Source organism: Bradyrhizobium oligotrophicum (assembly GCF_051168495.1).
In the GTDB taxonomy this organism is placed as follows: Bacteria; Pseudomonadota; Alphaproteobacteria; order Rhizobiales; family Xanthobacteraceae; genus Bradyrhizobium; species Bradyrhizobium oligotrophicum_A.
In genome coordinates this window covers 510526-535071 of sequence record NZ_JBNPVB010000002.1, presented here as the reverse complement: position 1 = coordinate 535071, position 24546 = coordinate 510526, and the positions used below count along the sequence as shown (strand labels likewise).

Genomic DNA, 24546 nt, shown 5'->3' with positions numbered 1-24546 from the left:
GGAGGCAAGCGATGTCGCTCGACAAACCCTATACCGACGTTCCCGGCACGACCATCTTCGACGCGGACATGTCGCGGATGGGCTATCACCTCAACCAGTTCTGCATGTCCTTGATGAAGGCGGAAAACCGCGCCCGCTTCAAGGCCGATGAGCGCGCCTATCTCGACGAATGGCCGATGAGCGAGGAGCAGAAGCAGGCGGTGCTCGATCGCGACCTCAACCGCTGCATTGCGCTCGGCGGCAACATCTACTTCCTCGCCAAGATCGGCGCGACCGACGGCAAGAGCTTTCAGCAGATGGCCGGCAGCATGACCGGCATGACCGAAGAGCAGTACCGCGACATGATGGTGAAGGGCGGCCGCTCGGTCGAGGGCAACCGCTACACCGGGGAGAAGAAGTAAATGGCAAAAATCTCCGCAAGCGTTTTCACCTCGCACGTCCCGGCGATCGGCGCTGCGCTCGACCTCGGCAAGCAAGGCGAGGATTATTGGAAGCCGGTATTCGCCGGCTATGACTTCGCCAAGCAGTGGGAGAAGGAGCAGAAGCCGGACGTTGTGTTCCTGGTCTTCAACGATCACGCGACCGCCTTCAGCCTCGACATGATTCCGACCTTCGCGATCGGCACCGCGGCCGAATATCAGCCGGCCGACGAGGGCTGGGGCCCGCGACCCGTCCCGAAGGTGATCGGCCATCCGAAGCTCGCTGCGCATATCGCGCAGTCGGTGATCCAGGATGATTTCGACCTCACCATCGTCAACAAGATGGATGTCGACCACGGCCTGACCGTGCCGCTCAGCCTGGTGTTCGGCCAGGTCGATGCCTGGCCATGCCCGGTGATCCCGTTCGCGGTCAACGTGGTGCAATATCCGGTGCCGTCGGGCCGCCGCTGCTTCATGCTGGGCAAGGCGATCCGCAAGGCGATCGAGAGCTATGACGAGCCGCTCAACGTGCAGATCTGGGGCACCGGCGGCATGAGCCATCAGCTGCAGGGCCCGCGCGCCGGCCTGATCAATCGCGAATGGGACAACGCCTTCCTGGACAAGCTGATCAACGATCCGGAAGGCCTGTCCAAGGTACCGCATATCGACTACGTGCGCGAGGCAGGCAGCGAGGGCATCGAGCTGGTGATGTGGCTGATCGCGCGTGGCGCCATGAGCGACGTCAACGAGACCAAGAAGGGCAACGCACCGACCGTGCGCCACCGCTTCTACCATGTGCCGGCCAGCAACACCGCGGTCGGCCATCTGATCCTGGAGAACAACTAAATGGCCAATGACGGCTCGAAGACCATCAAGGTTGCGCTCGCCGGCGCCGGCGCCTTCGGCATCAAGCATCTCGACGGTATCAAGAACATCGATGGCGTCGAGGTGGTGTCGCTGGTCGGCCGCCGTTTCGACCAGACCAAGGAAGTCGCCGACAAATACGGCATCAAGCATGTCTCCACCGAGCTCGCCGACAGCCTGAAGCTGCCGGAGGTCGACGCCGTCATCCTGTGCACGCCGACGCAGATGCATGCGGCGCAGGCGATCGACTGCCTCAAGGCCGGCAAGCATGTCCAGGTCGAGATTCCGCTCGCGGACTCGCTGAAGGACGCGCAGCAGGTCGTCGAGCTGCAGAAGGAGACCAAGCTGGTCGCGATGTGCGGCCACACAAGGCGCTTCAATCCCAGCCATCAGTTCGTGCACAAGAAGATCAAGGCCGGGGAATTCCACATCCAGCAGATGGATGTGCAGACCTACTTCTTCCGCCGCACCAACATGAACGCGTTGGGCCAGCCGCGCAGCTGGACGGATCATCTCTTGTGGCACCATGCCGCCCACACCGTCGATCTGTTCGCCTACCAGGCGGGCTCGCCGATCGTGAAGGCCAACGCGATCCAGGGACCGATCCATCCCAATCTCGGCATCGCCATGGACATGTCGATCCAGCTCAAGGCCGCCAATGGCGCGATCTGCACCTTGTCGCTGTCGTTCAACAATGACGGCCCGCTCGGCACCTTCTTCCGCTACATCGGCGACACCGGCACCTACATCGCCCGCTACGACGATCTGGTCAACGGCAAGGAGGAGAAGATCGATGTCTCCAAGGTCGACGTCTCCATGAACGGCATCGAGCTGCAGGACCGCGAATTCTTCGCCGCGATCCGCGAGGGCCGCGAGCCCAACGCGAGCGTCGCCCAGGTGCTGCCCTGCTACCAGGTGCTGCACGACCTCGACGAGCAGCTCGCAAAGGGCTGAGACATTCCCTCCTCGCGTGCATGGCGCGCGGGGAGGGCGCCTCCGGCGGGGGCTGGAAGAACCGCCGACGAGCGTTGCGCTTGAGCGGCGGCTTCGCTTACCATCGGCTTCAGCAAGATGAGGCCGCCTTTGACCGTGCAATTGCCGCAACCGTTCCCGACCGAGACCTTCACCGACGCTTCGGCCGCAGTGGCCCGCCTCGAGGAGATCTACGAGCGCAACACCGCGTTCCTGCGCGGCCATTTCGAGGCCTATGCCAATGGCGTGGTGCCGGCAACGCGGATTCGCGCGACCTATCCCTTCGTGCGCCTGACGACCGCGAGCCATGCCCGGCTCGACTCCCGTCTCGCCTATGGCTTCGTCGCGGGGCCTGGCGTGCACGAGACCAGCGTGACTCGGCCGGATCTGTTCCGCTCCTATCTCACCGAGCAGATCCGCCTGCTGATCGAGAACCACGGCGTGCCGGTCGAGATCGGCGAGTCCGCCGAGCCGATCCCGGTGCATTTCGCCTATCGGCGCGACATCAACATCGAGACGGCACTGCCGCATCACGAGAGCCCGCTGGTGACGCGCGCGCTGCGCGACGTGTTCGATGCGCCGGACCTCGCGGCGATGGACGACGCCATCGCCGACGGCACGCTCGAGCTGAAGCCGGGCATGCCCGAGCCGCTGTCGTTGTTTCGCGCGGCGCGCGTCGACTATTCGCTGCGCCGGCTCTATCACTACACGGGCACCGATCCCGATCATTTCCAGAACTTCGTCATCTTCACGAACTATCAGTTCTACGTCGACGCCTTTGCGGATTGGGGCCGGCAGCAGCTTGCGTCGGGGCAGGCGGGGCCTGAGGCGTTCGTCGAGCCCGGCAATGTCATCACGCGCAATGTCAGCCTCGGCGGCGGCACGACGGGCGCCGCGCCGGCGCGCACGCCGCAGATGCCGGCGCTGCATCTCGTCGAGCCCGGGCATCAGGGTATCACGCTGATCAACATCGGCACCGGCCCGTCCAACGCCCGCAATGTCACCGACCACATCGCGGTGTTGCGGCCGCATGCCTGGCTGATGGTCGGGCACTGCGCGGGTCTGCGCAACACGCAGCGGCTCGGCGACTACGTGCTGGCGCACGGCTATGTCCGCGAGGACCATGTGCTCGACCAGGAGCTGCCGCCCTGGGTGCCGATCCCGGCGCTCGCCGAGGTGCAGGTCGCGCTGGAAGAGGCGGTCGAGGCCGTCACCGGCTATTCCGGCTTCGAGCTGAAGCGGGTGATGCGCACCGGCACCGTCGCCAGCGTCGACAACCGCAACTGGGAGATCTCCGGTCCCGCGGTGATCCGGCGCCTGTCGCAATCGCGGGCGGTCGCGCTCGACATGGAGTCGGCTGCGATCGCCGCCAACGGCTACCGCTTCCGGGTGCCCTATGGCACCTTGCTGTGCGTCTCCGACAAGCCGCTGCATGGCGAGATCAAGCTCGCGGGCATGGCGGGCAACTTCTACCGGCAGCGTGTCGGCCAGCATCTCCAGATCGGGCTGAAGGCGCTGGAGCTGCTGAAGCACCAGGAGTCGGAGCGGCTGCATTCCCGCAAGCTGCGCAGCTTTGCCGAGGTGGCGTTTCAATAGCGGCCGTGCGTGGTATCGCTCGGCGGCTCCGGCGTCCGTCGAAGCCCCGGCGGGCCTGCTCCCATATCGAAGCGGTTTCGACTGGCGTATTGACATCAGGCCGGCGCACGGTACCTCAACGGTTCCGAACGCAATGGAGCCGTGTGAATGTCCGATCTCGATACCAGCGTGCTGTTTCGTCCGTTTCGTCTGAAGACGCTGGAGCTGAAGAACCGCATCGTCATGGCGCCGATGACGCGCAACGCGGCGCCGAATGGCATCCCCGGCGAGGCCAACGCGGCTTACTACCGCCGCCGCGCCGAAGGCGGCGTGGGGCTGATCCTGACCGAGGGCACGGTGGTCAATCGCCCGGCCTCCAAGAACGAGCCCAACATTCCGTTCTTCCACGGTGAGGCCGCGCTGGCCGGCTGGCAGAGCGTAGCCAGCGCCGTGCACGCCGCCGGCGGCCGCATCGCGCCGCAGATCTGGCACACCGGTTCGACCAAGGGCATGAGCCGCTGGGAGCCCGATGCGCCGGTCGAGAGCCCGTCGGGTCTGGTCGCGCCGGACAAGCCGCGCGGCAACGTGATGACCGAGAGCGACATCGCCGACACGGTGGCAGCCTTCGCGCAGGCCGCGGCTGACGCCAAGCGCACCGGCTTCGACACGGTCGAGATCCACGGCGCGCACGGCTACCTCATCGACCAGTTCTTCTGGTCCGGCACCAACAGGCGCGAGGACCGCTATGGCGGCCCCACCATCAAGGAGCGCTCGCGCTTCGCCGGCGAGATCGTGGCTGCGATCCGCAAGGCGGTCGGCCCGGACTTCCCGATCATCCTGCGCGTCAGCCAGTGGAAGCAGCAGGACTACGCGGCGCGCCTCGCCGAGACGCCCGCGCTGATGGGCGACTGGCTGCAGCCGCTGGTGGATGCCGGCGTCGACATCCTGCACTGCTCGCAGCGCCGCTTCTGGGAGCCGGAATTCCCGGAGATCGACGGCGAGAAGGGGCTGAACTTCGCCGGCTGGGCGAAGAAGATCACGGGCGCGGCCACCATCAGCGTCGGCTCGGTCGGCCTTGCCGGCGACTTCTTCTCGGCGTTCGCCGGCAAGCCGTCGACGACAGCCGATCTCGATGCGCTGCTGGAGCGCATGGCGCGCGACGAGTTCGACCTCATCGCCGTCGGCCGCGCGCTGATCAGCGATGCCGACTGGGTCGCCAAGATCAAGTCGGGCGACAAGGCCGGGCTGAAGGGCTTCAACGCGGCTGACCTGGGGACGCTTGTTTGAGCATCTGATGGGCTCGGTCATACGGGCCTGTCGGTGTCCTCCTACAACGCTGTTTGATGTTAGTTAAGTCGGTCCATAGCCAAGCACTCGGTGCACCCTCTCCCCTTGTGGGAGAGGGTGCCGGAGATGCGAAGCATCGGAGGCGGGTGAGGGGTCTCTCTCCGCACGGGAACTCGTGGAGAGAGACCCCTCACCCGGCTCGCATTCGCTGCGCTCATGCGATCCACCCTCTCCCACAAGGGGAGAGGGTGCACCGTCTTCGCCGCGCAATTCTTCTCTCTCTTTCTCTCGGGTTCTGTTTCTTGCTGTCTCGTCCTCTGTCGTGGGCGAGACTTTGTAGATGCGGAGACGCAACAACTGTCTTCCCGCTTCTCCGACCGCTGTCGCAACTAATGCACCGTCAGCTCAAGATACATCGGGCTGCGGAAGGTCGATGACGGCATCCAGGGCAGTTGCTCCTGGGTGCGGCGATAGTCGGGGACGACCTTGTGCAGCTCGTCGAAGGCGATCTTGATCGCCATGCGGGCGATCGCCGAGCCAAGGCAGGCATGCACGCCGCCGCCGAAGCCGAGATGGCCGCGCGGCTTGCGGGTGATGTCGTAGACATCCGGGTTGGCGAACTGCCGCTCGTCACGGTTGCCGGAGCCATAGGCGAGGCAGACGAAGTCGCCCTCGCGCAAGGTCTGGCCGTGCAGAGTGACGTCTTTCTGCAGGCAGCGGCGGAAGCGCTGCGCCGAGGTGTTGAAGCGCAAGGATTCCTCGACTGCGTCCGCCAGCAGATCGGGATTGGCGACGACGGCGCGGCGCGCGTCGGCGTGGTCGGCCAGATTATACGCGAGCATCGACATGAAGCCGCCGAGCGATTCGATGCCGGCCATGATCAGCGTGGTCGTGGTCAGCAGCACCTCGCGTTCGTCGAGCTTGTCGCCGTCGATCTCGGCCATGCTGAAATGCGAGATCAAATCGTTCTGGGGCCGGGCGCGGCGCTCGGCGATGATGCCGCCCGCGTAGTCCTGCATCCAGTTGTAGGCGGCGATGTGCTGCGGTCCCTTGGCGCGGCTGACCGGATCGCTCTGCACCATCAGCACGGCCTTGTCGCGCACCGTCTGCTCGTCGCCGAGCGGCAGGCCGAGGGCGGCGAACAGCACGCGCACGGTGAACTTCGAGGAGAACGCCTCGATGAAGTCGAAGCGCTCCTGGCCGCGCAGCGCCTCGGCGCTGGCACGCGCGATGTCGCGGATCGGCCCGGACAGGCTCTCCAGGTTGCGCTTCATGAAGGCGTGCTGGACGAGGCCGCGCAGTCGGTCGTGGCGCGGCGGATCGGTGGTGCCGAGCGTCGCTCCGGCGCGGTTCGGCAGCTCGGTCATCAGGTTGCCCTTGGCCGAGGAATAGGTCTGCCAGTTCGAACCGGCCGAGACGATGTCGGCGTAGCGCGACAGGATCCACATCTGGGCCTGCTGGCTCCAGAAGCAGGGATGCTCGTCGCGCAAGGTCTTGTAGAACGGGAACGGGTCGGCATCGACCGCAGGCGAATACGGGTCGAACGTGAACATCATGGGCCTCCTCTCCATTGCGTGTTTGATCTTTGTTGTTCTTGCTCCTGGTCTAGCCGAGCCTTTGCCGCGGCGTGAGACACGAACGCCGGTCAAGACTTGTACTTTTCCGGCATTCGGGTTTAGCTGCCGGTCATGCCGCGGTTTCGCACCAAGCCCTCGATCCCCGCGTTCGCGCTGTACGGCGAAGCGTCCGCCGCGCAGCCGGACATGCTGCATATCGAGCCGATCCAGGTGCGCAGCCGGCTGTACCGCTGGGAGATCGAGGCGCATACGCATCAGGGGCTGCACCAGATCCTCTGGGTGGCCTCGGGCCCGGCCGAGATCGCCTTGGACGAAAGCCGTGCGCGCTGCACCGGCCCGGTCGCCGTGATCATTCCGCCCGGCGTGGTCCATGCCTTCCGCTTCTCGCGCGATACCGACGGCCATGTCCTCACCTTCAATCCGCGCGCGGTCGTCGAGGGCGACGTGCCGGCGACCGGCGAGGCGCTGCGCGATCTGTTCGCCGCAGCGCAAATCCTGCACCTGGAGCCGACGGCGGTCGCGACCAGCCGGATCGGCGCGCTGTTCGCCGACCTCGCCGACGAGTTCGCCGCCGCCGATTCCGCGGCCTCGCCGGTGCCGCATTGGCTCGGACGCTCGATCGTCTGGCGGCTGGCGCAGCAGAGCGCGCGGCAGTCGCAGGGCGCGCGGCGCGGCAGCGGGCAGGCGGCGCTGTTCACCCGCTTCATCGTGCTGGTCGAAGCGCACCATCGCGATCACTGGTCGGTGGCGCGCTATGCCGACGACCTCGGCATGACGCCCGAGCGGCTGAACCGGCTGACGCGGGCGGAGACCGGCCAGTCGGCGCTCGACATCGTCCATGCGCGGCTGGCGCGCGAAGCCTGCCGCCGGCTCACCTATATTGCAGCGCCGGTGTCGAAGCTGGCCTTCGAACTCGGCTTCAAGGACCCCGCCTATTTCTGCCGCTTCTTCAAGCGCCACACCGGGGCGAGCCCGCGTGACTACCGGCGCGCGATGGGCGTCGACGACGGCGCCGCGCCGGCGGTGCGCTGATCGGCAGCGTCCGATACCGTTGTGCCATGCTTTTTGCGCCGCGGCATGGTGTCGGAAAAGTGCAAGAGAATGCTGCGTCCATCCAAGTGACTCGGCCTGTTTCTTGGTAAAATTTGCGACCGAAAAGCAAACCCAACAAACCTGCCTGCGCGAATCCGGGAGAGATGCCTCATGAAAGTCCAAGTCTGCATCATCGGCGGCGGCCCTTCGGGCCTCATGCTGTCGCAGCTCCTGCACCTGCAGGGCATCGATACGATCATCCTGGAGAAGTCCAGCCGCGACTACGTGCTGTCGCGCATCCGCGCCGGCGTGCTCGAGCACGGCTTCGCCAAGCTGATGCGCGAGGCGCAGTGCGGCGAGCGCATGGACCGCGAGGGCGAGATTCATCACGGCTTCTACATCGCCCATGACGGCCGGCTCGACCGCGTCGATCTGCACAAATATTCCGGCGGCAATTCGGTGATGGTCTACGGCCAGACCGAACTGACGCGCGATCTCTACGAGGCCCGCGACAAGCTCGGCGGCAAGGTCGTGCACAACGCGGCCGACGTGACCCCGCACGACATCGCCTCCGACAAACCCTATGTGACCTATCGCAGCGGCGAGGAGGTCATCCGCGTCGACTGCGACTACATCATCGGCGCCGACGGCTTCCATGGCGTCAGCCGCAAATCGATCCCGCAGGACAAGCTGACGGAGTATGAGCGGGTCTATCCGTTCGGCTGGCTCGGCGTGCTGTCGCGCACCAAGCCGGTGTCGCCGGAATTGATCTATGCCAAGCATGAGCGCGGCTTCGCGCTGTGCTCGCTGCGCTCGCAGGTCTTGAGCCGCTACTATGTCCAGGTGCCACTCTCCGACAAGGTCGAGGACTGGAGCGACGACGCGTTCTGGGCGGAGCTGAAGCGCCGCCTGCCGGGCGAGGTCGCGGAGAAGCTGATCACCGGGCCGTCGATCGAGAAGAGCATCGCGCCGCTGCGCAGCTTCGTCGCTGAGCCGATGCGCTACGGCCGGCTGTTCCTCGCCGGCGACGCCGCCCACATCGTGCCGCCGACCGGCGCGCGCGGGCTGAACTCGGCCGCCTCCGACATCTACTATCTCTACCACGCGCTGCTCGATCACTACAAAAACGGTGACGACAAGGGCATCGACGGCTATTCGCAGCGCGCGCTGGCGCGGATCTGGAAGGCGCAGCGCTTCTCCTGGTGGATGACGACGCTGTTGCATCGCTTCCCCGACCGGCTGTCCTACGACGACAGGCTGCAGGACACCGAGCTCGCCTATCTGTTCTCCTCCGAGGCCGCGCAGCAGTCGCTGGCGGAGAACTATGTGGGATTGCCGTTCTGACGCAGCGATCGGTAGGGTGTGGCAAAGGCGCGCCAAGCTGCGTCGTCTGCTGCGCTCTTTCGCGCGCCGTGCCCACCATTGCCTCCGATTGCGCGGGTGCATGGTGGGCACGCGACCGCCCTGCGGGCGGCTGCTTTGCCCACCCTGCGGCAGCGTCGCTTGGATTCACGGCTCAAACAGCACGGAATATGACATCGCGATCTCGCGGCGCCTCGCGCCCGAGTCGTGCATCGAACATGACCCTCGCGAACAATGAGAGGGCGCAGGGAATGCCGGGTGAAGGCCTCACCCATGGCCCGCCTGCTTAAAAAAATGCAGGCGGCAGGTACCACAGGCAAAGCCGACAACCGGCATTCCCTGCGCGATGGTCTCACGCTTATACGCAGTCTCCCTGGTGCGCCGGGCTTTCTGGCCACCATGATCCGCAAGGCGCGTTGGCGCCGTCGCGAACGTAACACCAGCTTCGGGGTGTCAGGACGCTGCGACTTCACGTCCGCAAGGGATCGTTCGTCCGCATGCCCTCATCGGGCCTGCTGCGAACCCTCGCGGCCACCGCATCCCCGCCTCGCGTGTCGTGACGATCGCGCGCAACGCCCCTCTCGTTGAGGCGGGATGGCGGGAGATAAGCATACTTTCCGAAAAAGCGAAAGTAAAATCTTCTGGAAAGCGGAAATATCTTCTGGCTGTGCGGCGCGCCGCCGGGTCTGCCCGGAGATCGATCGCAGGTCCGGCGTCGTGATCGCGCGGCGTGCCGTTTGACAATCGGCGCGGAGGCGCATTCTATTCAAGCGTGTAAGTTGACGGGAGGACGCCATGCATCTTCGTCACTTGATGGTCGTGTCGGCATTGCTGGTCGCCTCGGGAATGGCGCCGCCGGTCTCAGCGCAGGACGCCTTCTCCACCAGCATCGATCGGCCCGGCGGCGACTATCGCAGCTTCGAGACGTTCGAGGATGCGCAGGCCTGCCGCCAGACTTGCAACCGAGAACGGCCGCGGTGTCGCGCCTGGACCTACGTCAAGCCGCCGACCCATTGGCGCGGGCTGCAGCAGCCGCCGGGGCGGTGCTGGCTGAAGCGCGTGGTGCCGCGGGCGCGCGCCAATCCGTGCTGCATTTCGGGCGTCTCGGGCGGGCAGAGGATCGACTAGGCGCGGTTTGTCCGGCGCAGTTCCACTCCCTCGGCCTGCTCGCTTTCACGTCGGCCCTCAGAAATGAGTTGCGTACCTCAAAAATCGCGCTAAGTTCCTCAACCCAAAGGGGAGGACCATGAACGCGCCGCTGACATTGCGGGACATCGCGCGGCAGGCAGGCGTCAGCCTGGCCACCGTCGACCGCGTGCTGCATAACCGGCCGGGCGTGCGCCCGGACACGGTGCAGCGCGTCAAGGAGGCGATGGCGCGCAGCGCGTTCCAGCCGCATGCGGCGGCCTCCGAACTCGCCCGCGCACGCTCGCGGCGCTTCGCTTTCGTGATGTCGTCCGGCATCAACCCGTTCATGCAGCAGATCCAGGCGCATCTCGGCGAATTGGCGGCCTGGATGGCCGCGCGCCGGGTGTCGGTCGACGTCGCCGCGACCGACGTGTTCGATCCGGCCGTGCTGGCCGGCAAGCTGGACGATCTTGTCGGGCGTGTCGACGGCGTCGCCGTGGTCGCGCTCGATCATCCGAGCGTGCGCGCTGCGATCAACGATCTCGTCGAGGCCGGCGCCAAGGTGGTGACGCTGGTGTCGGACGTGCCGTCGTCGCGACGGCACCATTATGTCGGCATCGACAACATCGCCGCCGGCCGCACCGCGGGCGCGCTGATCGGGCGCTTCGCCGGCGGCCGGCCGGGACGGATCGCGATCATGGCAGGCTCGCAGGGCTTGCGCGACCATGCCGAGCGGATCTTCGGCTTCACCCAGGTGCTGGCGGCCGAGTTTCGGCAACTCGAGGTTTTGCCCGTCGTCGAGGGGCATGATGCGGATGATCGCTCGGAGCGCCTCATGCGCGGGCTGCTGGCCGAGCATTCCGACATCATTGGTCTCTACAATGTCGGCGCCGGCACGGCCGGTGTCGCCAAGGCGCTGACCGACGCGAAGCGCGCCGGGGACGTCGCCTTCGTCGGGCACGACGTCACCGCGGTGACGCGCAAGCTGCTGTTGAACGGCGTGATGGATGCGGCGATCTCGCAGAATCCGGGACACGAGGCGCGCTCGGCGGTGCGGGTGCTGCTGGCGCTTTCGCGTGGCGAGCCGATCCTGAGCGAGCAGGAAGCCATCCGCATCGACATCGTGATGCGGGACAATCTGCCGTGAGCGGACGGCCGCGGCTGACGCGGCCGGAGCCGTCACGGAGGGAAAGAAGAGCAGGGCGCTGGTTTCGAGGCGACGCAGATCGCCCACGACCGGCGGCCCGTGTGGGAGGATGAGCAGTGTTTCTGGGACTGGATGTCGGCACATCCGGCGTGAAGGCCGTGCTGGAGGACGAGGCGGGCGCGCTGGTCGCGAGCGCCTCGCGTCCGCTGTCGCTGGCGCATCCGCAGCCGCTGTGGTCCGAACAGAATCCGGATCATTGGGTCGCGGCTGTCATCGGCGCGGTCGACGATCTCGCTCGCAGCCATCCGCACGAGCTGGCTGCGGTGCGCGGCATCGGCCTGTCCGGCCAGATGCATGGCGCGACCCTGCTCGATCGCGAGGGCCGGCCGCTGCGCCCGGCGATCCTGTGGAACGATGGCCGCTCGCAGGCAGAATGCGCCGAGCTGGAACGGCACTGTCCCCAACTGCATGCGATCGCCGGCAATCTCGCGATGCCCGGCTTCACCGCGCCGAAGCTCGTCTGGGTGGCCAAGCACGAGCCGAAGATCTTTGCCGACGTCGCCAAGATCCTGCTGCCGAAGGCCTATGTGCGCTATCGGCTGTCCGGTGAGATGGTCGAGGACATGTCGGATGCCGCCGGCACCTTGTGGCTCGATGTCGGCGCGCGGCGCTGGTCGGAGGCGCTGCTGGATGCGACCGGCCTGAACATCGGTCACATGCCGCGGCTGGTCGAAGGCAGCGAGCCCAGCGCGGTGCTGTCGCGCGACCTGGCGCAACGCTGGGGCATGAGCGGCGAGGTCGTGATCGCCGGCGGCGCCGGCGACAACGCCGCGAGCGCGATCGGGCTCGGCGCCATCACGCCCGGCGATGCGTTCCTGTCGCTGGGCACGTCCGGCGTGCTGTTCCGCGTGACCGACCGCTTCGCGCCGGCGCCGGAAGCCGCCGTGCACGCCTTCTGCCATGCGCTCGGCGGGCTCTGGCACCAGATGGGCGTGATGCTGTCGGCGGCGGCGTCGCTGTCCTGGCTGGCGCACGTGCTGGAGGCGCCCGAGGCCGCGCTGCTGGCGCCGCTCGGCGCGCGCGTCGAGCGCCCGAGCCCGGTGCAGTTCCTGCCTTATCTCGACGGCGAGCGCACGCCGCACAACGACGCGCAAGCGAGCGGCGCCTTCGTCGGCCTGCGCAGCGCGGCGTCGCGGAGCGATCTCGTGCAGGCGGTGCTGGAAGGCGTCGCGTTCGCCGCCCGCGACATGCTCACGGCGCTCGGCCGCAGCGCGCATGAGATCCGCGATCTCGATCTCGTCGGCGGCGGCTCGCGTTCGGTGCTGTGGGCGCAGATCATGGCCGACGTGCTCGGCGTGACCGTGCACCGCGTCGAGGAGGGCGAGGTCGGCGCCGCCATCGGCGCCGCACGGCTCGGCCGTCTCGCTGCGACCGGCGCGGCGCCCGCCGACGTCTGCCGCAAGCCGCAGCGGCTGCAGAGTTTCGAACCGCGCGCCGCGCAGCGCGAGGCATACGACATCGCCTATGCGCGTTGGCGCCAGCTCTATCCGGCTCTCAAGGAGTAAGCATCGTGAACGTCCAGGCTCCCTTCTTCCAGACCGGCGCGACCATCGCCTTCGGCGGCCCGGAGTCGCGCAGCCCGCTGGCGTTCCGCTGGTATGACAAGGACCGGATCATCAGGGGCAAGCGGATGGAGGATCATCTGCGCTTCGCGGTCTGCTACTGGCATTCGTTGTGCTGGCCGGGCAGCGATCCGTTCGGCGGTGAGAGCTTCCTGCGGCCGTGGCAGCATGGCGACGACGCGATGGCGATGGCGCGCGCCAAGGCCGACGTCGCGTTCGAACTGTTCCGCCTGCTCGACGTGCCGTTCTTCACCTTCCACGATGCCGACGCGGCGCCGGAAGGCGCGACGCTGAAGGAGTCGGTTGCGAACCTCAACGCCATCGCCGACCTGTTCGAGCAGAAGATGGCGTCGGCCAAGGTGCGGCTGCTGTGGGGCACGGCGAACCTGTTCTCGCATCGCCGCTACATGGCGGGGGCCGCGACCAATCCCGATCCGGACGTGTTCGCCTATGCCGCGGGGCAGGTGCGCGCCGCGCTCGAGGTCACGCACCGGCTGGGCGGGCAGAACTACGTGCTGTGGGGCGGCCGCGAGGGCTACGAGACCCTGCTCAACACCGATTTGAAGCGCGAGCTCGACCAGCTCGGCCGCTTCGTCTCGCTGGTCGTCGAGCACAAGCACAAGATCGGCTTCAAGGGTCCGCTCTTGATCGAGCCAAAGCCGAAGGAGCCGACCAAGCATCAGTATGATTTCGACGTCGCCACCTGCTACGGCTTCCTGCAGCGCTACGATCTGCTCGATGACGTCAAGCTCAACATCGAGCAGAACCACGCGATCCTCGCCGGCCATTCGTTCCAGCACGAGATCGCGCTGGCGCAGGCGCTCGGCGTGTTCGGCTCGCTCGACATCAATCGCGGCGACGATCTCCTGGGCTGGGACACCGATCAGTTCGCGATGAACGTGCCCGAGCTGGCGCTGGTGTTCCACGACATGCTCAAGGGCGGCGGCTTCACCACCGGCGGGCTGAACTTCGACGCCAAGATCCGGCGGCAGTCGATCGACCCCGACGATCTGCTGCACGCCCATGTCGGCTCGATGGACGCCTGCGCGCGGGCGCTGATCGCCGCCGACGACATGCTGAGGGACAGTGCGCTGACGGCGCCGCTGGCGCAGCGCTACGCCGGCTGGGACGGCGAAGAAGGGCAGGCGATCCTCGCCGGCCGCCGCTCGCTCGCCGAGCTCGCCGACAGCGCGGTCAATTCCGGCCTCGATCCGCAGCCGCGATCCGGCCGGCAGGAATATCTCGAAAGCGTGGTGAACCGTTATGTCTGACGACAGCCTGCGCGTGATGACGAGTGGAAGTGAGAGAGCAGCCATGAGTGCAGCCACGCAACCGGTGCTGGAGCTGAAGGGCCTCGGCAAGCAGTTCGGCGCGATCCGCGCGCTGCACGGTGTCGACCTGTCGATCGGCCCCGGCGAGGTCGTCGGCCTGATGGGCGACAACGGCGCCGGCAAGTCGACCCTGGTGCGCATCATCGCCGGCAACTTTCCGCCGAGCCAAGGCACCATCCATTTCGGCGGCCGCGAGGTGCATTTCCATCGTCCGATGGATTCGCGCAGCGTCGGCATCGAGGTCGTGTACCAGGACCTCGCGCTCGCCAACAATCTCACCGCCGCCGCCAACGTGTTCCTCGGCCGCGAACTGAAGCGCAATTTCGGCCCGCTGGTGCTGCTCGACCACAAGGGCATGGAGGCGCGCGCGCTGGAGCTGTTCCGCGAGCTGCGCTCGGAGACGCGGCCGCATGATCTGGTCAAGGACATGTCGGGCGGCCAGCGCCAGGCGGTGGCGATCGCGCGCACGCGGCTGTCCAATGCCAAGCTCGTGATGATGGACGAGCCGACGGCGGCGATCTCGGTGCGCCAGGTCGAGCAGGTGCTGAGCCTGATCCATCGGCTGAAGGAGCAGGGCATTGCGGTGATCCTGATCTCGCACCGCATGCCCGACATCTTCGCGGTGTGCGACCGGGTCGTGGTGATGCGGCGGGGCGAGAAGAAGGCTGACAAGCCGGTCGGCGCGACCAGCCCCGAGGAAGTCACCGCGCTGATCACCGGCGCCAAGGAGGCGGCGTGATGTCCGTTCCGTCCGAAACCCCGGTGCCGGAAACGGCCCCCGAGCTGCAGGTCACCTTCACCAATGTCGGCGCCACGAAATGGTGGAATCGCGGCCTGTTCGCCTCGCAGACCGCCTATGTCACCTTGGCGCTGCTCGCGCTCATCGTCGTGATGAGCTTCGCCAGTCCCTATTTCCTCACCGAAGGCAATCTGCAGAACGTCGCCAAGAACTTCTCCTTCATCGCGATCGCCACGCTCGGCATCACCTTCGTGATCATCACCGGCGGCATCGACCTCTCGGTCGGTTCGATGATGTGCTTCGCGGCGATGATCACCTCGATGGTGATGGCCAGCCTGTCGACGCCCGGCCTGCCGCTGTCGTCGCTGTTCGTGCATCTCGCCGCCGACGGCAAGACCGTGGTCGCCAACGTGCCAGGGCTGATCCTGATCGTGTCGGTGCTGGCCGGCCTCGCCGTCTCGCTGATCGTCGGCCTCGTCAACGGTGTCTGCATCGCCATGCTCGGCCTGTCGCCGTTCGTGACCACGCTCGGCATGCTGTCGATCGTGCGCGGCCTCTGCTACGTCGTCTCCAACGGCAAGGGCAGCTTCCCCGGCGGCCCGGACGCCGCGTACTTCTATGCGCTGACGCAGGGCGACGTGGCCGGCGTGCCCGCGCCCTTCATCTATCTCGTCGCGCTCGCATTGGTGATGGCGCTGGTGCTGCATCACACGGCGTTCGGCCGCCATGTGTTCGCGCTCGGCGGCAACGAGAAGGCGGCCGAGCTGACCGGCGTGTCGGTGCCCCGCGTCAAGATCGAGGTCTATGTGATCGGCGCGCTCGCCGCCGGCCTGCAGGGCATCATCATCTCCGGCTGGCTGGGATCGGCGCCCGCCAACATGGCGACGTCCTATGAGCTCAACGTGATCGCCGCCGCCGTGATCGGCGGCGCCAACCTCGCCGGCGGTCTCGGCGGCCCGCTCGGCGCCATCGTCGGCTGCGTGCTGCTCGAGGTGATCAGGAATGGTCTCGTGCTGGCGCAGGTCAACTCCTACTGGCAGCAGACCCTGGTCGGCGTGATCATCATCGCCGCCGTGCTGGTCGACCGCCTCCGCTCGCGGCTGTTGTGACGAGATACTGTCCGGGATGTGACTGATCAGGTCTATCCGCGCCCGGCACAGACAATCACGGATAGACATGGAGGAGGGAAACACCATGAAGAAATTGCTCTATGCGGTTGCGTCGCTCGCGATCCTGATGGCCCCGGCGCAGGCCGAAACCAAATACCGCTTCGCCATCGTGCCGAAGGCGATGAACAATCCGTTCTTCGACGTCGCGCGCGACGGCTGCCTGAAGCGTGCCAAGGAGCTCGGCAATGTCGAGTGCATCTACAAGGGCCCGGTCGAGCACGAGCCGGCGACCCAGGCGCAGATCATCCAGGACTTCATCACCCAGAAGGTCGACGGCCTCGCCATCTCGGTCGCCGACGTCCCGTCGATGACCAAGTCGATCGAGGCCGCGGCTGCGGCGGGCATCGCCGTCATCACGTTCGATGCGGATGCGCCGGGCTCCAAGCGCGCGGCCTATATCGGCACCAACAACAAGGATTTCGGCCTGGCGCTCGGCAAGCAGCTCGCGCAGCTGAAGCCGGAAGGCGGCAAGTACGCGATCGTCTCGGGCGGCCCCGGCGCCAAGAACCTGGCCGAGCGCGTCGACGGCGTGCGCGAATCGCTGAAGGGCACGAAGTGGGTCGAGGTCGCGGGCTCGCCGACCTTCTGCAACGACGATCCCGCGCTCGCGGTTCAGCAGATGTCCGATCTGCGCACCGCGACGCCCGATCTCGGCGCCATCGTGCCGATCGGCGGCTGGCCGATGTTCGCGCCCGAGGGCTACAAGGCCTTCGTCAACAAGAACCGCAAGGACATCGACGCCGGCAAGCTGACCTTGGTCGTCGCTGATACGCTGAAGATGCAGCTCGAACTGCTGCGCGACGGCTACTCCAACGCGCTGACCGGCCAGCGTCCGTTCGAGATGGGCGAGAAGGCGATGGATACGCTGCTCGCGCTCAAGAAGGGCGAGAAGGTGCCTGACGTGATCTACACGGGCCTCGACCTGGTCACCAAGGACAACGTCGCCAAGCTGTTGAACTAATCGAGTTCCTCCCGGGGAAAACCTGGCGGTCCGGCATCCGGCTTCGGCCGGCGGCTGGACCGTCCTTTTTGTCGGCGGGAGTGCCGGCGTGGCCGCAGGCGCGGCCTTCCGCGAGGCGTGTCGTCACCGCGGTGTGACGTCGCCGTTTGTTTTGCTCCGCTGTCATGCCCGCGAAGGCGGGCATCCAGTATTCCAGAGACGGCAGTGATCGATCGAGAGGCGGTGGCGTACTGGATCATCCGCCTGCGCGGATGATGACGGCGGTGAGTGGGGCTCTCTGCTACCACCCAATTGACAAGGGCATATTATCTGACCTAAGTCAGATATCATGCTCGATGCCGTTTCCCGCGTTCGCCGTTTCAATCGTGCCGTCACCTCGGAGGTCGGCGCGCTCGACACCTCGTTCCTCGGGCGCGGCCGGCCGCTCGGCGCCGCCCGCGTGCTCAACGCGATCGGCCATGGCCGCAGCGACGTCGCCGAACTGCGCGACTATCTCGCGCTCGATTCCGGCCTGATGAGCCGGCTGCTGCGCAGCCTCGAGGACGAGGGGCTGGTCACCACCAAACAGCATCCGGACGATGCACGCCGCCGCATCGCCAGGCTCACCGCCGCCGGCCGGCGCGAGTTCGAGGCCTATGAGACGCTCTCCAATGCGCAGGCCTCGTCGATGATTGCGCGCCACGGCCAGCCGGAGGCCTTGCTCGCGGCGATGGACATGGTCGCGGCCGCGCTCGGCCGCAACCGCATCGGCATCGACGCGGTCGATCCGAAGGGAGAGCAGGCGCGTTACTGCCTCGGCGAATATTATGCCGAGCTGTCGCGCCGCTTTGCGCGCGGCTACGACGTCGCGCTGTCGCGCGATCCCGATGCCGCGGACATGATGGCCCCGCGCGGCGCGTTCTTCGTCGCCCTGTCCGACGGCCTGCCGCTCGGCTGCGTCGGGCTGAAGGGCAGCGGCGGCGCGATCGCCGAGATCAAGCGGCTGTGGGTCGCGCCCTCGGCGCGCGGCCTCGGCCTCGGCCGCCGCCTGATGGACGCGGCAGAAGCCGCCGCGCGAAACCTGTCGATCGAGACGCTCAGGCTCGATACCAACAGCGCGCTCGCCGAAGCCCAGCAGCTCTATCGCAAGACCGGCTGGACCGAGATCGATCGCTTCAACGACGATCCATATCCGGACCTGTTCTTCGAGAAGAGGCTGTCGTCATGATCGCAGCAAAGTTCAAGATGTCGTCAACGCCACCTTCATGGAATTGGCCTCGTAGACACACGCGCCGTCCGCCAGCACGCGTCCATCGGCGATGCCGAGCACGAGGCGGCCGCGCTTGACCTGGCGCATGTCGACCTCGTAGCGCACGCATTTGACCGAGGGCGTGATGGCGCCGCGGAAGCTTACCTCTCCGACACCGGTGGCTCGGCCCTTGCCGGGCGAGCCGGACCAGCCGAGCCAGTAGCCGACCATCTGCCACATCGCGTCGAGGCCGAGACAGCCGGGCATCACCGGATCGCCGCGGAAGAGAGCTTCGAAGAACCAGAGTTCGGGCGTGATGTCCAATTCGGCGACGATGCGCCCCTTGCCATAGCGCCCGCCGTCGAGCTTCAGCTCGGTGATACGATCCATCATCAGCATCGGCGGCGCCGGCAGCTGCGCATTGCCCGGGCCGAAATAGCCGCCTTCGCCGGACCGGAGCAGATCCTCCTTGGTGTAGGACGTTTGCGGCACGTGAAAATCGCGGGGATCGGGCAAGCGCGGCTTCCTTCGGCTGAACATCGAACGTCGGAATGCGGCGATGTTCCGCTTCCTGCCGTCAGAGCATGGGAACTCCATCCCGCACATTCAAGCTGACGACGCCCGCGATTGCGCGCGGCGCGGCTACGACGAGCGGTGAGCGGTCCGAGCGATCGGCGTCGTCGGTGCCGGCGGCCTCGTCTCGCGAAATGATGCGGTCGGAAATCGCCATCGTTCCGTCATGCGTCCGCCGCGATCCGCGCGTGGATCGCATGGGCCATGTCATCGCCATGTCAGATCGCCATGTCGGAACCGGGTTCGCCTCACTTCACCCCAAGACATGATCGAGCGTATACATCGTGATGCGTCGCGGGCGCAGCGCGGGCGGAACAGCATTGGATATCGGGACAAGGCATGGTGACACGATCCACGGCGGCTCAGACCAGTGCAGCGATGCGGCGCTGGCAACCTGCCTTGATGACGCTTGCGACCCTGGTCGCGTTGGCCCTGCCGGGCTCCGCAGCAGACGCACGGCAGGCGCGGCCGGCTCCGGTGACCGAGGCGACGGCGCCGCGCCCGCATGGCGATCCGATCATGGCGATCGTCTCGATCAAGACCCAGAAGGTCACCTTCTACGATGCCGAGGGCTGGATCTGGCGGGCGCCGGTGTCGACGGGCGTGTCTGGCCGCGAGACCCCGGCCGGGGTGTTCGCCATCATCGAGAAGGACAAGGACCATCACTCGACGCTCTATGACGATGCCTGGATGCCGAACATGCAACGCATCACCTGGAACGGCGTCGCGCTGCATGGCGGACCGCTGCCCGGCTATGCCGCCTCGCACGGCTGCGTGCGCATGCCCTATGGCTTCGCGGAGAAGCTGTTCGACCGGACCTGGATCGGGATGCGGGTGATCATTGCGCCGAACGACGCGGCCCCGGTCGAGTTTTCGCATCCCGCTTTGTTCGTGCCGAATGCCGAGGCGATGGCCGCGGCGCCGTCGCGCGCGGCGACACTCGGCCGCGAGGCCGAGGATGCGGCGAAGGCGGCCGGCGAGACCAAGACCGCGGCGGCGGAGGCGGAGCGGGAGGCCAAGTCGCTGAAGGCGTCCTTGCGCAAGCTGGAGCAGGCCAAGGCGCGCAGTGAGGCCGAGTTGAAACTCGCCGACAGGAAGCTCGCCGCGGCCACCACCGATCAGGCCAGGGCGCAGGCCGACGACGCCAGGCAGAAGGCCGCGACCAAGGCGGCCGACGCGGCGGCGCAGCTCGATGCCGCCAAGTCGGACGCGGTCGCCAAGCTCGCAACGGCCGCGACGACCAAAGACGCCGCCAAGGCCGCCGCCGGCAAGAAGAGCGAGATCGCAAAGGCGGCCGAGGAGGCCAAGCTCGCGACCGAGCCGGTGTCGGTCTATATCAGCCGCTCGACGCAGATGCTCTATGTCCGGCGCAACACCCACAAGCCGGCGCGCGATGGCGGCGGCGAGGTGTTCGATACCTCGATCGAATCGCCGGTGACGATCCGCGATCCCGACCGGCCGCTCGGCACCCATATCTTCACGGCGGTGGCGCAGACCGGCACCGGGCTGCGCTGGACCGCGGTGACGATCGATGACAGCGACGATGCCAAGGATGCGCTCGACCGCATCACCATTCCGAAAGATGTGCTGGCCCGGATCGCGCCGACGGCGGTGCCGCGCTCCTCGATCATCGTCTCCGACGAGCCGCTGTCGAGCGAGACCAATTATCGCACAGAGTTCGTCGCCGTGCTGAGCAATCAGCCGCAGGGCGGATTCATCACGCGGCGGCCGACGACGAATGTCGACGTTGCAAGCGAAGACGGCTCCGATGACGGCTTCGGCAACTTCTTCCAGCGCAGCTGGGACGGCCAGCCTCTGGCCCAGCCGCGCCGGCGCAGCGGTCCGACCTATTACCGTCCGGTGCAGCCGGGCTGGTGGTAGCTGCCGGGCCATGGGTGACCGCGCGGCAGTGGCGCGGTCGGTCGTGTCCAGATAATTCGATCAGCGCGCGGTCAATGCCGGCCCGCGGGCACGACGGCAGGCCACTGCGCGACCAATGGCTGAGCGAGCTGCGGCTCGGCCTCCGCGGCGCGCGCGATGCGCCGGACGCGATGCTTGTGGGGGCGGGCGATCGAGCTGGTCGCCTCGCGGGCGGTCTCGATGCGGGCGACCTGCTGGCGGATTTCGCCCGTGGTCGTCCGGAGCTGATCGATACCGATCTCGCTCGTCGCCGCAGCGGCGCGCAGGCTGCTCAAGTCGACCGAAGTGTCCTCCTGCGCGGTGCGGAGGCGGATCGTCTGCCGCTTCAGCATCGCGAGCTCCTGCTCGATCTTGTCGGCCGTATCGCGGCGGAGGACCTCGGTCTCGTCAGCGGCGGTGCGCAGCGTCGCGAGACCGGTCTCGGCGCTGGAGAGGCTGGCGCGGAGCTGGATCAGCTCGCCGGAGGTATCATTCTGGCGATCGCGCAGCTGGGCGGTTTCCGCCCTGAGCTGGGTGAGCTCCGATGTCAGGGCGGCGACGCGCGTCTCCAGCGAGGGTGAGTCGCTCATCGCGAAGGAGAAGCTCTTGGCTCCGCCGCTGCTCCACCAGATCACTCCGGCGCTCGCCGCGAGCGCCAAGCTAAAGACTATGCGTAGAGAGGCTGTCCCGCTGCTCGGCGGGACATCCGGCGTGGTGGATTTGCGCATCGACAGGTCTCCGGGATTCGATTGAAACCATTGTGACCATATTAAGGTTGCGAATGTTCTAAGCGCATCATGTTCGCGCGACATTTGCTACACGTAGGTTTGCGGGGATGCGCGTGCTTCGTCCCCGCCCAGCTACAAAGTCCACCAGGATGGCGTCGCGAATCGTGAACACAATCATAGATTGTGAAGTTTCGTCTGAATAGCCTGTGGGCGATCACGGGCCGTCGGCATCGATGCTCGATCGTTCGCGCGGGGGATCGCGGAGGCGGCAAAAACACTTCGCTCGCCGTTGCGATCATGGTCTAAATCCCCGCCATGTCCGACCATGCAGCATCTCCGTCCTTCGATGAACTCGCCGAGGCGATCCGGCAGCGCCGCTCGGTCTACGGCCAAATCAGCGGGCTCAGGATGGACCGCTTCGCGCCCGGCGAAGCGTGGTCGACCTTGCCCTATCGTGCGGTGTTCGTCGGCGACAGCGACACCGGCGTGATCCATGGCGGCGTCGTCACCGCGATGCTCGACGAGAGCTGCGGCATGGCGGTGCAGCTCGCGCTCGACGGCAGCCGTGCGATCGCAACGCTCGATCTGCGCATCGATTATCAGAAGCCGGCCACGCCCGGCCTCGACATCAAGGCACACGCCGTGTGCTTCCGCGTCACGCGCTCGATCGCCTTCGTGCGTGCCACCGCCTATCAGGACGAGGAGAGCGCGCCTGTCGCCACCGCGACCGCCTGCTTCATGATCGGCGCCAATCGCACCAACATGTTGACCGACCGGCCTGCCTTCGACGGCGCGCCGCCGCCGCTCGACGCGCCGGAGGATCCGGCGGGGCCGTTCGCGACGAGCCCGTTCGCGCGCTGCCTCGGCATTCGTCTCGCCGACAACGGCACGCTGGTGATGCCGTTCTCGCAGCAGATCGTCGGCAATCCCGTGCTGCCTGCGATCCATGGCGGCATGACCGGTGCGTTCCTGGAGACCGCCGCGATCATCACCGTGATGCGCGATCTCGGCACGTCGGCGCCGCCGAAGCCGGTCGGGCTGACGGTCAACTATCTCAGATCCGGCCGAGCGCTCGACACCGTCGCCTCGGCCTCGATCGTCAAGCAGGGCCGCCGCGTCGTCGCCTTCGAGGCCCGCGCCTGGCAGGACGATGCAGACAAGCCGATTGCGACCGCCTTCGGCCATTTCATGCTGCGGCCGGAGGCGGGGCAGGAGCAGGACTGAGCACGATCAGGACTTGCGCAGGATCTTGTCCATTGTCTTTCCCCGCGCCAGCTCATCGATGAGCTTGTCGAGATAGCGGATCTCCCGCATCGTCGGCTCCTCGATCTCCTCGACGCGGACACCGCAGATCACGCCCTTGATCAGGGATCGCTCCGGATTCATCGCGGGCGCCTGCGCGAAGAAGGTCTCGAAATCAGTCCGTCGATCCAGATGGGTTTCGAGCTGCTTGCGGTCATAGCCCGTGAGCCAGCAGATGATCTGATCGACCTCCGCTTTCGTGCGCCCTTTCTTCTCGCCCTTGGCGACATAGAGCGGATAGACGCTTGCGAAGCTCGTTGTATAGATACGGTGTTTCGCCATGACTGCTCCCTCTCCGAGCTGCATATCATGGAGCAGCGCCGTCGTGCTGCGCCGGACGGGTGAACATATCGGGAGTGAGCGGGAGAGCCTCGTCACGCAAACCATGCGCGAGCGACTGGCCGTTGTCAGGATCGTTCGTGCTGGCGGTTGAGCGAGTCCAAGGCCCAGCGTAATTGCCGGTCGGTGGCGCGCAGCCGGAGCTCGTCTGATGCCAGCGCGGCGAGAGCGAGCAGCGTCTTTTCCTGCTCGGCGTCGAGCCTGCGCGGTTCGTAGTCGATGACGCACAGCGCGCCGACGGCGAAGCCGTCCGGATCGGTGACGGGAGCGCCCGCGTAGAAGCGAAAATGCGGTTCGCCGGCGACGGCGGGATTGGTGTCGAACGGGGCGTTGCGGGCCAGGTCGTTCACGGCGAAGACGCCCTTCTGCAGAATGGTGTGGTTGCAGAACGACCAGCTGCGCGGCGTCTCGATCATGTCCAGCCCAACGCGCGACTTGAACCATTGGCGGTTGTTGGTGAGCAGCGTCAACAGCGCGATCGGCGTGCCGAGGCTGCGGCTCGCCAGCCAGGTCAGGCGATCGAAGGCGTCCTCCGGCGCGGTGTCGACCAGGCCTGAGCGCTTCAGCGCCGCGAGACGCCGGCCTTCATTGGATGCAAACGGAAAGGACGCGCCGTCCACGACGATGTCACGCGGCGCCTCTTTGTCCTGCAACACGCCATGCAACGCTGTCGCCACCTGGTCGGGCGAGGTCACGGTCACGCGCCTCAAGCCGGCGAGATCGCCGCTCGCCTTCACGTCCGCGCTTGCCGCCGCAAAAACGGCGATCGAGCCGAATGCTGGATTCAAATCGATGTGCCTCAGGAACGCCAGCCGGTCGGAATAAGTGTCATCGAGGTCGACGATCACGGCGGCCGGCAGCCGTGAGCCGATGACGAAGGCCGCGGTGTGGGCATCCTCATGGATCGCGACGGTGCATTCCGGCACGCCCGCCAGCATCGTTTCGTAGACCGCTCGGCGGTCCGGCGAGCACACGACGATGACGAGCGAGGATTCCAGGACCGGGGCGGGCCTGGTGCGGGCGATGAGCGCTTCGACCTCGGTGCGGTAGACGCGGCGGTGTCCTCCCGGCGTCTTCCAGGAAGTCAGCGTGCCGCCCTCGATCAGCAATTGCGCCGTGCGCACGGAGATCCCCAGCAGCTTCGCTGCCTCGGATGTCGTCAAAACGTCCTTGTCCATGGACTGCACCGTATCGGCTGGCCAATTGGTTTGCAGCCCCTCGTGAACGATCCGTGCTCCCGCCTGGATCGCGCCAGAGCCGCTTGGGTTCAATCGCAAGCGCGTCATTTCGAT

Annotated in this window: 23 protein-coding genes; 17 read left to right on the top strand and 6 right to left on the bottom strand. The window is 66.6% G+C overall.

Annotation, left to right across the window (positions count from 1 at the left end):
- The first annotated feature begins 11 nt into the window (after nucleotides 1-11).
- The 5 genes from ligA (at nucleotide 12) to ACQR1B_RS05925 (ending at nucleotide 5117) form a co-directional block, all read left to right on the top strand.
- Nucleotides 12-401, top strand: a complete 390-nt coding sequence (gene ligA, locus ACQR1B_RS05945; protein ID WP_434835367.1) for a protocatechuate 4,5-dioxygenase subunit alpha — start codon at nucleotides 12-14, stop codon at nucleotides 399-401.
- Nucleotides 402-1265 (top strand): class III extradiol dioxygenase subunit beta, encoded by an 864-nt coding sequence (locus ACQR1B_RS05940; RefSeq protein WP_434835366.1) that lies wholly within the window; start codon nucleotides 402-404, stop codon nucleotides 1263-1265.
- On the top strand, nucleotides 1266-2237 hold the full coding sequence (locus ACQR1B_RS05935) for a Gfo/Idh/MocA family oxidoreductase (RefSeq protein ID WP_434835365.1): 972 nt from the start codon (nucleotides 1266-1268) through the stop codon (nucleotides 2235-2237).
- Nucleotides 2238-2354: 117 nt separating this feature from the next.
- Nucleotides 2355-3851, top strand: coding sequence for an AMP nucleosidase (locus ACQR1B_RS05930; RefSeq protein WP_434835364.1), 1497 nt, complete (start codon nucleotides 2355-2357; stop codon nucleotides 3849-3851).
- A gap of 147 nt (nucleotides 3852-3998) precedes the next feature.
- Nucleotides 3999-5117 (top strand): NADH:flavin oxidoreductase, encoded by a 1119-nt coding sequence (locus tag ACQR1B_RS05925; protein ID WP_434835363.1) that lies wholly within the window; start codon nucleotides 3999-4001, stop codon nucleotides 5115-5117.
- 389 nt (nucleotides 5118-5506) lie between these two features.
- Here ACQR1B_RS05925 and ACQR1B_RS05920 read toward each other — a convergent pair whose 3' ends face one another.
- Nucleotides 5507-6670, bottom strand: a complete 1164-nt coding sequence (locus tag ACQR1B_RS05920) for a cytochrome P450 (protein WP_434835414.1) — start codon at nucleotides 6668-6670, stop codon at nucleotides 5507-5509.
- Nucleotides 6671-6805: 135 nt separating this feature from the next.
- Here ACQR1B_RS05920 and ACQR1B_RS05915 point away from each other — a divergent pair, with 135 nt between their 5' ends.
- From ACQR1B_RS05915 to ACQR1B_RS05870, 10 genes are all read left to right on the top strand, one after another.
- Nucleotides 6806-7726: a helix-turn-helix domain-containing protein gene (locus ACQR1B_RS05915; RefSeq protein ID WP_434835362.1), complete on the top strand. Its 921-nt coding sequence runs from the start codon at nucleotides 6806-6808 to the stop codon at nucleotides 7724-7726.
- 171 nt (nucleotides 7727-7897) lie between these two features.
- Entirely contained in the window at nucleotides 7898-9070 is a 1173-nt protein-coding gene (gene pobA, locus ACQR1B_RS05910; protein ID WP_434835361.1) for a 4-hydroxybenzoate 3-monooxygenase, read from the top strand.
- Nucleotides 9071-9883: 813 nt separating this feature from the next.
- Nucleotides 9884-10216, top strand: coding sequence for a PAN domain-containing protein (locus ACQR1B_RS05905; protein WP_434835360.1), 333 nt, complete (start codon nucleotides 9884-9886; stop codon nucleotides 10214-10216).
- 118 nt (nucleotides 10217-10334) lie between these two features.
- Nucleotides 10335-11363, top strand: a complete 1029-nt coding sequence (locus ACQR1B_RS05900) for a LacI family DNA-binding transcriptional regulator (protein WP_434835359.1) — start codon at nucleotides 10335-10337, stop codon at nucleotides 11361-11363.
- Nucleotides 11364-11479: 116 nt separating this feature from the next.
- Entirely contained in the window at nucleotides 11480-12928 is a 1449-nt protein-coding gene (gene xylB, locus ACQR1B_RS05895) for a xylulokinase (RefSeq protein WP_434835358.1), read from the top strand.
- A 5-nt stretch (nucleotides 12929-12933) separates the two neighbouring features.
- A complete protein-coding gene (gene xylA / locus ACQR1B_RS05890) occupies nucleotides 12934-14256 on the top strand; it encodes a xylose isomerase (RefSeq protein ID WP_434835357.1) in 1323 nt (440 codons plus the stop codon).
- 43 nt (nucleotides 14257-14299) lie between these two features.
- Nucleotides 14300-15055 (top strand): ATP-binding cassette domain-containing protein, encoded by a 756-nt coding sequence (locus tag ACQR1B_RS05885; RefSeq protein ID WP_434835356.1) that lies wholly within the window; start codon nucleotides 14300-14302, stop codon nucleotides 15053-15055.
- Nucleotides 15055-16164: an ABC transporter permease gene (locus tag ACQR1B_RS05880; RefSeq protein ID WP_434835355.1), complete on the top strand. Its 1110-nt coding sequence runs from the start codon at nucleotides 15055-15057 to the stop codon at nucleotides 16162-16164. Before ACQR1B_RS05885 ends, ACQR1B_RS05880 begins: the two co-directional genes overlap by 1 nt.
- An 85-nt stretch (nucleotides 16165-16249) precedes the next feature.
- Nucleotides 16250-17185 carry a sugar-binding protein gene (locus ACQR1B_RS05875; RefSeq protein WP_434835354.1) on the top strand — a complete coding sequence of 312 codons (936 nt, stop codon included), beginning with the start codon at nucleotides 16250-16252 and terminating at the stop codon, nucleotides 17183-17185.
- A 328-nt stretch (nucleotides 17186-17513) separates the two neighbouring features.
- Entirely contained in the window at nucleotides 17514-18392 is an 879-nt protein-coding gene (locus tag ACQR1B_RS05870; RefSeq protein ID WP_434835353.1) for a bifunctional helix-turn-helix transcriptional regulator/GNAT family N-acetyltransferase, read from the top strand.
- A 12-nt stretch (nucleotides 18393-18404) separates the two neighbouring features.
- Here the strand turns inward: ACQR1B_RS05870 and fabA are convergent, their stop codons facing one another.
- Together fabA and ACQR1B_RS05860 are read right to left on the bottom strand one after the other, a co-directional pair.
- Nucleotides 18405-18929, bottom strand: coding sequence for a bifunctional 3-hydroxydecanoyl-ACP dehydratase/trans-2-decenoyl-ACP isomerase (fabA, locus tag ACQR1B_RS05865; RefSeq protein ID WP_434835352.1), 525 nt, complete (start codon nucleotides 18927-18929; stop codon nucleotides 18405-18407).
- 61 nt (nucleotides 18930-18990) lie between these two features.
- Nucleotides 18991-19143: a hypothetical protein gene (locus ACQR1B_RS05860; protein WP_434835351.1), complete on the bottom strand. Its 153-nt coding sequence runs from the start codon at nucleotides 19141-19143 to the stop codon at nucleotides 18991-18993.
- A 182-nt stretch (nucleotides 19144-19325) separates the two neighbouring features.
- Between ACQR1B_RS05860 and ACQR1B_RS05855 the strand changes: the two genes are divergently transcribed.
- Nucleotides 19326-20867 (top strand): L,D-transpeptidase, encoded by a 1542-nt coding sequence (locus ACQR1B_RS05855; protein ID WP_434835350.1) that lies wholly within the window; start codon nucleotides 19326-19328, stop codon nucleotides 20865-20867.
- A 71-nt stretch (nucleotides 20868-20938) separates the two neighbouring features.
- Here ACQR1B_RS05855 and ACQR1B_RS05850 read toward each other — a convergent pair whose 3' ends face one another.
- The gene (locus tag ACQR1B_RS05850) at nucleotides 20939-21613 is read right to left on the bottom strand and encodes a hypothetical protein (RefSeq protein WP_434835349.1); all 675 of its coding nucleotides are present in this window, start codon (nucleotides 21611-21613) and stop codon (nucleotides 20939-20941) included.
- A 315-nt stretch (nucleotides 21614-21928) separates the two neighbouring features.
- Between ACQR1B_RS05850 and ACQR1B_RS05845 the strand changes: the two genes are divergently transcribed.
- Nucleotides 21929-22837 carry a PaaI family thioesterase gene (locus ACQR1B_RS05845; protein WP_434835348.1) on the top strand — a complete coding sequence of 303 codons (909 nt, stop codon included), beginning with the start codon at nucleotides 21929-21931 and terminating at the stop codon, nucleotides 22835-22837.
- Between the two features lie 6 nt (nucleotides 22838-22843).
- On the opposite strand, the gene ACQR1B_RS05840 is transcribed toward ACQR1B_RS05845, so the two are convergent.
- Nucleotides 22844-23197 carry a DUF2200 domain-containing protein gene (locus ACQR1B_RS05840; RefSeq protein WP_434835347.1) on the bottom strand — a complete coding sequence of 118 codons (354 nt, stop codon included), beginning with the start codon at nucleotides 23195-23197 and terminating at the stop codon, nucleotides 22844-22846.
- A gap of 125 nt (nucleotides 23198-23322) precedes the next feature.
- Complete coding sequence (locus ACQR1B_RS05835; RefSeq protein ID WP_434835346.1) at nucleotides 23323-24432, bottom strand: excisionase family DNA-binding protein; 1110 nt, start codon at nucleotides 24430-24432, stop codon at nucleotides 23323-23325.
- Nucleotides 24433-24546: the final 114 nt, after the last annotated feature.